8 protein-coding genes are annotated in these 11,236 nt (G+C 70.1%); all 8 read right to left on the reverse strand.

What is annotated here, in order from left to right:
- Positions 1–133: 133 nt before the first annotated feature.
- Positions 134–3,988, reverse strand: coding sequence for a non-ribosomal peptide synthetase (locus tag AC230_RS29785; RefSeq protein WP_049719419.1), 3,855 nt, complete (start codon positions 3,986–3,988; stop codon positions 134–136).
- Positions 3,988–5,031, reverse strand: a complete 1,044-nt coding sequence (locus AC230_RS29790) for a TauD/TfdA family dioxygenase (protein WP_049719420.1) — start codon at positions 5,029–5,031, stop codon at positions 3,988–3,990. The genes AC230_RS29785 and AC230_RS29790 overlap by 1 nt, the downstream gene beginning before the upstream one ends.
- Positions 5,028–6,071 (reverse strand): TauD/TfdA family dioxygenase, encoded by a 1,044-nt coding sequence (locus AC230_RS29795; protein WP_049719421.1) that lies wholly within the window; start codon positions 6,069–6,071, stop codon positions 5,028–5,030. Before AC230_RS29795 ends, AC230_RS29790 begins: the two co-directional genes overlap by 4 nt.
- A gap of 74 nt (positions 6,072–6,145) precedes the next feature.
- Positions 6,146–6,934, reverse strand: coding sequence for a thioesterase II family protein (locus AC230_RS29800; protein WP_053161426.1), 789 nt, complete (start codon positions 6,932–6,934; stop codon positions 6,146–6,148).
- Positions 6,935–7,032: 98 nt separating this feature from the next.
- A complete protein-coding gene (locus AC230_RS29805) occupies positions 7,033–8,367 on the reverse strand; it encodes an aspartate aminotransferase family protein (protein WP_049719422.1) in 1,335 nt (444 codons plus the stop codon).
- Between the two features lie 53 nt (positions 8,368–8,420).
- Positions 8,421–10,187, reverse strand: coding sequence for a fatty acyl-AMP ligase (locus tag AC230_RS29810; protein WP_078871671.1), 1,767 nt, complete (start codon positions 10,185–10,187; stop codon positions 8,421–8,423).
- Positions 10,184–10,393, reverse strand: coding sequence for an MbtH family protein (locus AC230_RS29815; protein WP_049719423.1), 210 nt, complete (start codon positions 10,391–10,393; stop codon positions 10,184–10,186). Before AC230_RS29815 ends, AC230_RS29810 begins: the two co-directional genes overlap by 4 nt.
- Positions 10,390–11,232, reverse strand: a complete 843-nt coding sequence (locus AC230_RS29820) for a methyltransferase domain-containing protein (RefSeq protein WP_049719424.1) — start codon at positions 11,230–11,232, stop codon at positions 10,390–10,392. Before AC230_RS29820 ends, AC230_RS29815 begins: the two co-directional genes overlap by 4 nt.
- Positions 11,233–11,236 lie beyond the last annotated feature (4 nt).

Consider the following 11,236-nt stretch of genomic DNA (forward strand, 5'->3'; position numbering starts at 1 on the left):
GTACCGTGCCGCTCCGCCACCGCCCCGCCTTGCTCCCGACGCGCCTCCCCCCGTGATCGCGCGGGAGCACGCGAGCGGCCGGTGGGATCAACTGCCCCCACCGGCCGCTCCGCCGACCGCTTGGATGAACCGGTCAGCGAGCCGCCGCGCCCTCCATCAGTACGGTGCCCTCTGCGGCGGCCAGTTCACGGATCGTCGGACACCGGAAGATGTCGCGCAGCTGAACGGTGAGCCCGCGCCGGCCGGCCGCCACCTGCACCTGGATCGCGCGGATCGAGTCCCCGCCGAGGCGGAAGAAGTCATCCGAGACGCTCACCCGCTCCACCGCGAGGGCCTCCCGCCACACTTCGGCCAGCACCTCCTCGGCACGATTGGCGGGCAGTACCACCTCACCCGCCGCACGGTCCCGTTCGACGGGCTCCGGCAGCGCGGCACGGTCGACCTTGCCGTTGCGGGTCAGCGGGAAGGTGTCGAGAACGACGACGGCCCCGGGGACGAGGTGGGCCGGCAGTCGCTCGGTCAGCCATTCACGCAGCGCGTCACCGTCCGCGGGGGCCGGAGTGCGGGCATCGGCGAGCACGGGGCGCGGATCGTCGGCGTACTCGGGGCGCACCGCGTACAGCGAGTGCCGGTCGGTGCCTTCGAGGAGGCCGTCCTGCTCGGCGGTGACGGCGAAGCCCCGCGCCTTGAGGATCGCGACGATCTCGGCGAGGCGTCCTTCGGTGGTGGTACCGGCGCCGTCGTGGACCTCCATGATGACCTGCTGCACCATGCTCCAGTGGTGGTCGTCGATACCTCGGAGCACGTCCAGTTCCGCCCGCTGCACATCGATCTTGAGCAGATCGACTCGGGTGAGGCCCTCCTCCGTGATGACGTCGGACAGTCTGCGTATCCGATTGTGCAGCTCCTCTTCCCGGAACCGTTCCGCCAGCAGCTCGTCCGCCCGGTCCAGGAGCTGATCACGGTCTTGCAGCCCCTGCTGCCGCTCGTTGGCCAGGTAGCGCTTGATGACCTCGACCTCGGAGGCCGCGTCGGCGTACGCGCTGACGCCGGACATCATGGAGTAGCCCGGGTAGTAGGTGAACGACAGCTCTTCCTCCGTGGCTCCCAGGCCGTGGGGGAAGGTCTTCGCTGGCACCCCGAAGCGCCCGATGTTGTCCCGCAGGTGTCCGTACACCGGCGCCAGCGGCTCGAAGGCGTAGAGGGAAGCGCTGGGGCACAGCTGGTGGACGTACAGCGAGAACATCCCGATGTTCGCCCCGACATCGAGCACCACGGCGTCCTCCCGCAGCACCGTGTCTCCGCGGAGGTACGTGCGCTGCAGGAAGATCTCGTCGTAGAGGTAGCGGGTCTCATGGGGGTTGACCCCCGAGACACGGCCGAGGTCGAGTCCGGCCGCGCCGGCGACAGGAGTGGCGTAACCGGTCAGCCCGGCACCGTCCTCGTCCTTGCGCGCCACCACCAGGGCCTGTCCGACGGCCGGGTGGGTGCCGAGGACCGCCTGTACCTCGCCGGGCTCGACGCGGTAGCCACGGAGCTTGACCTGGTCGTCCGTCCGCCCGAGATACGCGAGGGTGCCGTCGGCCCGAAAGCGCACCCGGTCGCCGGTGCGGTAGACGCGTCGCTCGCCGCCCGGCAGGGTCCCGGCGGTCACGAAGCGCTGCGCGGTGGCGTCGGCGTTCCCGAGGTAACCGCGGGCCACCTGCGGTCCAGCGATGCACAGTTCACCCGCGCAGCCCGCTGGCACCGGAAACAGGTCCTGGTCGAGCACCATGACGTCGGTACCGGGCAGAGGACCGCCGATCATGGGCCCGTTTCCCTCGGTGATCTCTGCGACCGTCGCGTCCACGGTGCACTCTGTCGGGCCGTAGACGTTGAAGGCCCGTACCCCTTCAAGGGCAGCCAAGGTGTCCCAGAGCGACTGGTCGATCGCCTCGCCGCCGACTAGGAGGACGGCGGGCAGCGTCGCGGCCGTGTCCTGCGCAGCCGCTAGGACCACACGGAGGTGGGAGGGCGTGCAGTCGAACACGTCAACACGCTGCGCGGCGAGGTACGCCAGCAGCTCACCGCCGTTGTAGCGGGTCTCCTCCGGAATCAGGCACAAGGTGTGCCCCCCTGCGAGCTGGACGAGCTGCTTGACGGAGGCGTCGAAGGTCAGTGGGGCGTTGACCGCGACCCGAAGTCGCGCCTCGGTGCCGGCATACACCGTCTGCTTCAGCGCCCGGTACAGGTGCGCCACCGAGCCGTGCTCCACTACTACGGGCTGCGGCGCACCGGTCGAGCCGGACGTGAAGATGATGTACGCAGCCTGCTGCGGCTTCACTTTGGGCAGCCCTGCGTTCGCCGGTGCGGCGATGCGATCCGGGATGAGGACCTCGAACTCCTTGGCTACCTCCTCCGGCAACGCTCCGGCCTGACCGGTGATCACTCGTCGCGCGGACACGGACCGCAGCAGGGCGGTCTGCCGCGCCGCGGGGGCCGCGGTATCCAGCGGTACGTAGACAGCGCCAGCCCGCAGCACACCAATCATCGCGGCGACCGTGCGCCAGGACCGCTCGGCGGCGACGGCCACCGGCTCCTCGACGGCGGTGCCGGCGGCCAGCAGCGTGGCGGTGACGGCGGACGCGGCCCGGTCCAGTTCGGCGAAGGAGACCGTGCCGTCGGCCGCCACCACGGCCGGGGCCGCGCCGCCGGCCGTGAGAGCCGCGTCGAACGCCTGGACTAGGGTCTCCGGGCCGTCATCGAGTTCGGCGCCGGTGCCCCATCGCGCCAGCAGAGACGCTTCCTCGTCCCCGCACAGTTTCAGGGCACGCTCCTCCTCGAAGGCGGCGGGGAGCGTCGTGAGCACGGTGACGGTGGCGTCAAGCAGCCGCTGTACGGCGTCGCTGCCGTAGCGAGAGGCGTCGTAGCGCAGTTCCAGGGCGGTCTTTGACGGGGAGATCTCGGCGCTCAGGTGGAGCGCGGAGACGGGCTCCGGGCCGTCCACGGTCACGTCGGTGGCGGGCAGGCCCGGCAGCGGTGCCCTGTGGTGCGGTCCGAGGGCTGTGAAACCGGCGGCGAGTTCGCCTCCCAGGACGGGGCCGGTGGCACGGATTGTTTCCAGCGCCCGGGTGACCTCGCCCTGGACCACATCGAGCAGTTTCTTGGGGGCCGCGGGCAGCGGGAGCGGCAGGGCGACCTTGGCGTATCCGGCCAGTGTCCCGACCACCGACTCGGTTCCGGGCACCGAGCGGCCGTCGTCGTGGAGCCCAAGCAGGAACACGGCGTCATCGGCCGCCGCTTCGCAGTGCCGGGAAAGGGCCAGTGCCCAGGCTGCCAGCGCAAGGGAGGCCACTGGGACACCCTGGACGGTGGCGCGGCGGTGCAGGGCCTCGGTGGCCCCCTCGCCCAATGTCGCGCTCAGCACGGCGGTCGCCGCTCCCGGTTTCCCGTCGCCGAAGGGCAGGGACAGCCGCTCGATCACCGTGCCCCCGTCGGCCGGGCCGGTGGACTCCGCGTCCCCGGCATCCGCCTGCTCCAGCAGCCACTCGGAGACGTCGAGGAACTGCAGCCGTTCGGGGTCGTCCTCAAGGGTGTCGCCCTGGTACGCCGCCGCCAGATCGTCCAGCAGCAGGCGCAGTCCGGTGGCGTCGGTGAGCATGGCGGAGGCGCGCAGGACCAGTTCCTGGCCGCCGTCGGGCAAGTCGACCAGGGCGGCCCGGAAGAGCGGGCCGCTGAAGAGGTCATCCGTCTCAGCCGGCTCGGTGTCCTCCAGAACGACCGTCGCGGCCTCGTCGATGCCCTGCAGTGGTACCCGCACACCGGGGTAGCGCAGCAGGCGCAGTCGCAGCACCTCGTGCCGGCCGACGACCGTGGCCAGCGCCTTGCCGAGTCTGTGCCGGTCCACGGCGCTGCCCAGGCGTACCCGCGCTAGCAGGCTGAGGTCGCCGCCGCGCTCCCATTGCCGAAGCTGGGCGGGCGAGAGGCGGTAGCCCTCGACGCTGGTCATCAGTTACCTCGATTCACGTACAGGTCGGACATGGCGACGAGAATGCGTCGGTCACCGGAGAACGGCTCCCGCGCATGCGTGGCAAGGAAGTTGTCGACGACGAGGACGTCGCCGCGCTCCCAGGGGAAGGACACCGCGGCATCGCGATACAGGCCGCGGATCAGTCCGACGACCTCATCCTCGATGGGGGAACCGTCGCCGTAATAGGCGTTGCGGGGCAGCCCCTCCAAGCCGAACTCAGAGATCAGTGCGCCGGACACCTCGTCGGGCAGGTTGGAGACATGGAACAGGTGGGCGTGGTTAAACCACGTGGTGTCGCCGGTCCGCGGGTGGCGGACGGTGGCCTGGCGGACGGACCGGGTGCGCAGCCCGTCTCGGCCGATCCAGCTGAACTCGGTGTACGAGGCCCGGCAGTACGCCTCGACCTCGGCCCGGTCGGTGGTCTGGAACACCTCCTGCCAGGGCAGATCGAGGTCGGGCCCGTAGTTGCGTACGTAGTGGACCCCGTACCGCTCGAACCGTTCCCGCACCTCGGCCGGGATACGGGGAACCACCGCCCGCTCGCTGGCCACCGGTGTCGCCCCGCGGTCGGCGCACGGCACATCGCAGTAGAAGTACAGCAGGCTCGGCCAGTTGTGGGAGTAGGACATCTCGTGATGGAAGGGGATCCACTGGTCCTCGTTGAACTCCGTGGAGGTGAAGACCTTGTCGGCGACCTCGGTACGGGGCGCGGCACGTTCCAGGTAGTCCAGGAGGTCGTCGGAGACGGCCCGGGCGGCCCGGGCGAACGCCTGGGGCCCGTCGACGGCGAAGCCGCGGAAGAGGACGGCGCCGTACCGGTCGAGATCCGCCGTCACCCGCTGGTGGTTGTCGGCGATCCACCGGTCCAGTTCCAATCCCTTGACCGCCGCGTCCACCCGCAGCAGGAACGGTTCGTCGTGCAGCGGGCGGCTGCGCACCAGTTCCGTGGCGGCCACGGCCCCGCCACGGCGGCGGCGCGGGCCCGGCCCGCCGACGGGCGTGAGAGATGTGGTCGCGCTCATACGGTGCTCCCGTACGTCTCGAAGTCGCTGATCGGGTCGGCCATGGCGGTCAGGATGCGGCGCGGTCCCTCGAAGGGCTCGCGGGCGTGCGCGCTGAGCATGTTCTCCACCAGGAGGACGTCACCGGGCTGCCATGCGAACGAGCGGGTCTCGGCGTCCAGGGCGGCACGGATCTCGGCGAGCGTGTGGTCCTCGATGGGCGTCCCATCGCCGTAGTAGGTGTTGTACGGCAGGTCGTGCGCGGGCAGCGAGCCGAGCAGTCCCCGCGTCACTTCTGCCGGAAGCGAGGTGACGTGGAAGAAGACGGCGTGGTTGAACCACGTCCGCTCGCCGGTGACCGGATGGGTGCGCACGGCCGGACGGACCTGACGGGTGCGCAGGTGGTCCTCGGTCACCCACTCCACGCTGATGTTGGCGCGCGCACAGTATTCCGCGACGTCCTCGCGGCGGTTCGTCTGGAACGCCTCCTGCCAGGAAAGGCTGATGCCAGGCAGGTAGTTGCGGACGTAGGCCACGCCCAGCCGCTCGAACTTCTCCACCGTCGCCGCGCTCAGCCGCGCCAGCACCTTGCGGGAGTCGGCGAGGGGGGTGCGGCCACCGCTGGTGGCCGCCCGTTCACAGCAGAAGACGATGCGCACCGGCCAGTTCGTCGTGTAGGACTGCTCGTTGTGCAGCAGGATGTGCTGGTCGGCGGGGTGCTCGGTGGAGGTGTAGACGCCGGCGCTGACCTCGGTGCGCGGTGAGGAGCGTTCGCCGTAGTCCAGGACGCTCGGCGAGAGGGCGCTCATGGCCGCGCGGAACGCCTCGGCCCCGGGGACCTCGAAACCCCGGAAGAGCACGGCGCCGGCGCGGTGCGCCAGGTCGTCGACGGTGTCCTTGTTCCGGCCAATCCATGCGGCGAGGTCGGCGCCCGGCAGGTTGGCGCGGACCAGTGCGGGCAGGGACGTGCCGTCCCACTGTTCGGACACGGACACCAGGGGGCGGCCGGCCGAGCGGCGTTTGATGACCGGGGCGGCGAGGGCCGGTTGCGTTTGTGCCACGGATCTTCCTTCGTCGTGCGGTGGTGTGGTCGGGCGTCGTGGTGGGGCAGGCGGTGCAGCGCGGGCGGCAGCGCTCATGCGCTGGTCCGGCGCGGCAGCGGGCGGGCGGTGAAGCGCGGCAGCAGCAGATCGATCAACTCAGAGGCCCTGGAGGCAAGGTAGAAGTGGTCGCCGGGCAGCGTGAGGCACACGAAGTCGCCGTCGGCCACGTCGGCCCAGGCGCGGGACTCGTGCTCCGGATGGGCGTGGTCCTGGCCCCCACGCACAGCCGTGACCGGGCAGCCCAGCGGCGGAGTGTCCTGGGGCTCGTAGGTCTCGATGAGCCGGTAGTCGTTGCGCATCGGCCGCAGTACGAGATCGCGCAGCTCGGGGTGGCGCAGGAACTCCTCGCTGATGCCGCCGAACGCCGTCAGTTCTTTCAGGAACGCGTCGTCGTCCAAGAGGTGGACCGTCCCGGGCCGCTGGCAGGTCGGGGACATCCGTCCGGAGGCTACGAGGTGGTGGGGGGTGCGGCCCTTCTCCTGGAGCCGCCGGGCCACCTCGTACGCGACCGAGGCGCCCATGCTGTGGCCGAACAGGATCAGTGGCAGGTCCGTGAGCGGCAGCAGAACCTCGGCGATCCGATCGGCGAGCCGGGGCATCTCGCCGATGCATTCCTCGCTGATGCGGTCCTCGCGGCCCGGGTACTGCACGGTGAGTTGGTCGTAGGTCTCGGGGAGCAGTGACGCCCAGTTCCGGTAGAAGCTGGCACCGCCGCCGGCGTGCGGGAAGCAGATGACGCGCGCTGCGGCGCGCGGGCGTGCCTCGCCGTAGCGGCGCAGCCAGTCGTGGACGGCCGGGGATCCGGAAAATGAGGCACTCATGGGGAGAATTCGCCCTCCTGAAGGCGGGATGAGAGGGAGGAATCAGTGAAGGTTCCGGTGTGGGGCCGGTCTGTCCGGCCCCGACGCGGCACGACGCCCTAGGCGGTCACGTATGTGTCGGCGGTGCGCAAGGCTGCGTCGATGGCGTCGAGCCCTCGGCGCAGTTCGTCCTCGGTGATCACCAGGGGCGGTGCGAGGTGGATACGGTTCATCTGGCACATGGGCCAGACACCCTCCGCCACACAGGAGTTCATCACCGCGGCCATGGGCCCGGCCGCGGCACCGGACGCGTTGAACGGCACCAGGGGCTCCCGGGTGGCGCGGTCGCGGACCAGCTCGATCGCCCAGAACAGGCCGCGGCCGCGGACCTCGCCGACGCTGGGGTGGTTGTCCGCCAGCTTCGCCAGTCCGGGACCGAGCACTTCCCGGCCCAGGCGCCGTACGTGCTCCAGCATGCCGGTCTCCTCGAAGACCTCGATGGTGGCGATGCCCGGCGCACAGGCCAGGGGGTGCCCGGAGTAGGTCAGGCCCCCCGGATAGACCCGGTCGTCGAACGCGGCCGCCACCCGCTCGGACATCACCACGCCGCCCAAGGGCACGTAACCGGAGTTGACGCCCTTGGCGAAGGTGATCAGATCGGGGACGACCTGCCATGCGTCGACGGCGAACCACTCGCCGATGCGGCCGAAGCCGACCATGACCTCGTCGCAGATGAGCAGTGCGCCATGCCGGTCGCACAGTTCGCGCACGCCCGCGAGGTAGCCGTCCGGCGGGACCAGTACGCCATTTGTGCCGACCACAGTCTCCAGCAGCACGGCGGCGACCGTGTGCGGGCCCTCCATCTGGAAGACCTGCTCCAGGTGGCCCAACGCCCGTTCGCACTCCTGCCGTTCGTCCTCGGCATGAAAGGCCGTGCGGTAGGCGTAGGGCCCGAAGAAGTGCACGACGCCCGGCAGACCGGGTTCGTTCGGCCAGCGTCGCGGGTCCCCGGTGAGGGTGATCGATCCGGCGGTCGCGCCGTGGTAAGAGCGGTAGGCGGTCAGGACCTTGGAACGTCCGGTGGCCAGCCTGGCCATGCGGACCGCGTGCTCGTTCGCCTCGGTACCGGCGTTGGTGAAGAAGACGCGGTCCAGATCACCGGGGGCGCGTTCGGCGATCAGCAGTGCCAGCCGGTCGCGGGTGTCGTTGGAGAAGTTCGGCCCGATCGTGCACAGTTCCCGGGCCTGCTCGGCGATGGCTGCCAGCAGCCGAGGGTGCTGGTGTCCCAGGTTCACATTGACCAGCTGTGACGCCAGATCGAGATAGCGGTTGCCGTCGCGGTCCCAGAACCAGCTCCCCTGGGCGCCTGCGACGGTCAGCGGTGCCTCGCCGCCCTGTGCGGACCACGGTCGGAAGACGTGCCGGCCGCCGCCGGAGGAGGAGTCGGCATCCATGGAATGCGTCCTTTCTGTGCTGTGCCGTACTGCGCTGTAGCTGTGCCGCGGGGCTACCGGGCGTACTGGAGCGATCCGTCCAGGTAGCTCTGTTTGCAGGCGCGGCGGCGGATCTTGCCGCTGGTCGTCTTGTGCAGGGTGCGGCGGCGTACGAGGACGATGTCTGCGGGCAGCACCTCGTGCCGCCGCCCGACGGCGGACCTGACGAGCGCGGGCAGGTCCGTGCCTGAGGCGGCCACCTCGGCGTTGGTCTCCACGAGCACCACCAGTTGCTCCCGTCCGTCCCGCTCGACCGCGAACGCGGCAGCGCACGTGGCATGCAGGGCCGGGTGGCACTTCTCCACCGTGTACTCGATGTCCTGGGGGTACAGATTGCGGCCGTCGACGATGATGAGGTCCTTCCAGCGCCCGGTGGGGTAGAGCTCGCCTTCGTGGCGGAAGCCGAGGTCTCCGGTGCGCAGGAACTCTCCACTGTCCTCGTCGGCGATGCGGGCCCGGAAGGTCTCCCTGGTCTCGACCGGCCGCCGCCAGTACCCCTTCGCCACGCTGCCGCCCTGCACCCAGATCTCGCCGACCTCGCCGTCCGGGCATGCACGGCGGGTGACCGGGTCGACGATGCGCACGGTCGTGCCGCTCTGGTGGGGGCCGTTGGAGACCACGGGTACGGAGCCAGGGGCGTCCTGTACGGCCGTCTCGACGCGCCCGGCCGCCAAGGCGGTGCCGCAGACCCACAGGGTGCGATAGTCCCGGTCGGCGGGGGTGGCGGACACCTTCAGGGTGTTCTCGGCCAGCCCATAACCGGGGGCCAGCGCGCGGTACGCGAACCGGGCGGGTGCGTAGGCCCGGGCGAAGCGTTCCATGCTGGGCATGCGGACGGGCTCAGCGCCACAGACGGCCATCCGCCAGCTCGACAGGTCCAGGCCGTCGGTGCCCTCGGTGTCGGCCACCCGGCTGCACATGTCATAGGCGAAGTTGGGGCCCGCCGACAGGGTGCCTCGGTAGCGGCTAATCGCCTCCAGCCAGCGGCGGGGGCGCCGCACAAATGCTTGAGGAGCCATGAGGTAGACCCGCATGCCACGCCACAGCGGCATCACGACTCCGTACATCAGCCCCATGTCGTGGAAGGTGGGCAGCCAGGAGACGGCGATGTCGTCGTCGCTGACGTTCCAGACCTCCTGGTTCTCCGCGGCCTGTACGCAGAAGTTGCGGTGGGAGACCATCACGCCCTTGGGGCGTCCGGTGGAGCCGGAGGTGTACTGCAGCATGGCGGTGTGCTCTGGGTCCAGATCCGGTTCGACCCATCGTTCGGCGCCCGTGGTGTCCACGGTGTCCGTGGTGAACCAGGTCAGACGCGTCAGTTCGGGGTGTTCCGGGAACCGGCCGAGCATGTCGTCGCGGGTCTCGGTGTCGGTAAGCACGACGGTGCAGCCGGTGTCCTGGACGACGCTCAGCAGCCGTTCCACTCCGGCGGTGTTCTGCGGTGCCTGGAGGGGCGCACCGGCGGTCCTGGCGTACAGACACCCGGTGAACGCCTTCACGAACTCCAGCCCGGGGCCGTGGAGCATGACGACGCTGCGCCCGCCGAGTCCTGCTTCCTCCAGTGCGACGGCGCGGGCGCGGGCCGCCGTGTCGAGATCGTGGTAGGTCAGCTCTTCACCGGGTTCCTCACCGTTCAGGAGGAAGGTGTAGGCCACCCGGTCCGGCTGCTTCCCGCTGCGGGTGCGCAGCGCCTCCACCAGGGTGCGCGGAGCGAAGTCCGCTATCTCGTCTGTCTCGTCACGGTTTTCGTAGACGAGGGTACCGTGGGGTTCGGCGGTCATTTCTGTGCCTCCAGCCTCTTACGCAGGCTCAGTGGTCGCATATCGGTCCATACCTGCGCGATGTGCTCCAGGCATTCCTCACGGGTGCCGTGCCGGCCGGTCTCGTGCCAGCCCGCGGGGGCGGGCCGGTCGGCGGGCCATACCGAGTACTGCTCCTCGTCGTTGACCACGACGGCCCACTCCTGGGCGCGTTCTTCGGTGCTCATCGGGGCTCACCGGCCGGCTTGGTGCCGCTGTAGAGGAACATCAGCAACATGAACGACGACACCGGATCGTCTAGGAATGCGGTCACCTCGCTCTCGGTGCGGGCCACCAACTCCTCGGAAATCACGCCCTCCTTGACCATCAGGGCAGTGCGCGCACGCACATCCAGATGCCCGGCGAGGGCTGCCATGCCCAGCTCGTCACTGGTGACAGCGATGGCTTCGACGGTGATGTCGGTGAATCCGGCGGCCCGCATCATGGCGGGCACGGCGCGGCCGACGTAGCGGTTGCCGCCACGCTGGGCCTGGTGGCGACGGCGCAGTTCCATGACCTCGGCGAGCCCGGGGATGTCAGGGTGAATGCTGCCCCACAGGGCGTCGTCGGCGTCGGCCACCACGAGGCGGCCACCGGGGCGCAGTACGCGGCCGAGTTCGGACAGTGCCTGGGCCGGTTCGGCGATGTGCTGCAGGACGAGCCGGGCCAGCGCCAGGTCGAACCGTGCGTCTGGCAGCGGCGCGTCGGTGATGGAGCCACGTACCAGGTTCAGCCGCGGGCCCTCGTACGAGGCCAGGTAGGAGCGGGACTGCTCGAACAAGCCCGTGTCGAGTTCGAGACCGGTGACCGAGCCCTCGGGCACGTTCTGCAGGAGCTGTTCGGTGATGAAGCCGGGGCCGGAGCCGGCGTCGAGGACGTCCATGTCGGGGCGCAGGCCCAGCCGCTGGAGGTTGCGCAGCTCCTTGGGCCAGAACACCAGAGCCTGTTCGCGCAGCCGGTTCAACTCGTATTCGGGATGGGGGTGTTCGCCGGCGCTGTAGTAGGAGGACCGGGTTGTTGTGGTCATCGGT

Source organism: Streptomyces caatingaensis (assembly GCF_001187435.1).
Classification (GTDB): domain Bacteria; phylum Actinomycetota; class Actinomycetes; order Streptomycetales; family Streptomycetaceae; genus Streptomyces; species Streptomyces caatingaensis.

Excerpts from the sequence above, each read along its gene's own strand:
- AC230_RS29785 (WP_049719419.1), bottom strand. The coding sequence starts at position 3,988 with ATGACCAGCGTCGAGGGCTACCGCCTCTCGCCCGCCCAGCTTCGGCAA.
- AC230_RS29790 (WP_049719420.1), bottom strand. The coding sequence starts at position 5,031 with ATGAGCGCGACCACATCTCTCACGCCCGTCGGCGGGCCGGGCCCGCGC.
- AC230_RS29800 (WP_053161426.1), bottom strand. The coding sequence starts at position 6,934 with ATGAGTGCCTCATTTTCCGGATCCCCGGCCGTCCACGACTGGCTGCGC.
- AC230_RS29805 (WP_049719422.1), bottom strand. The coding sequence starts at position 8,367 with ATGGATGCCGACTCCTCCTCCGGCGGCGGCCGGCACGTCTTCCGACCG.
- AC230_RS29810 (WP_078871671.1), bottom strand. The coding sequence starts at position 10,187 with ATGACCGCCGAACCCCACGGTACCCTCGTCTACGAAAACCGTGACGAG.
- AC230_RS29815 (WP_049719423.1), bottom strand. The coding sequence starts at position 10,393 with ATGAGCACCGAAGAACGCGCCCAGGAGTGGGCCGTCGTGGTCAACGAC.
- AC230_RS29820 (WP_049719424.1), bottom strand. The coding sequence starts at position 11,232 with ATGACCACAACAACCCGGTCCTCCTACTACAGCGCCGGCGAACACCCC.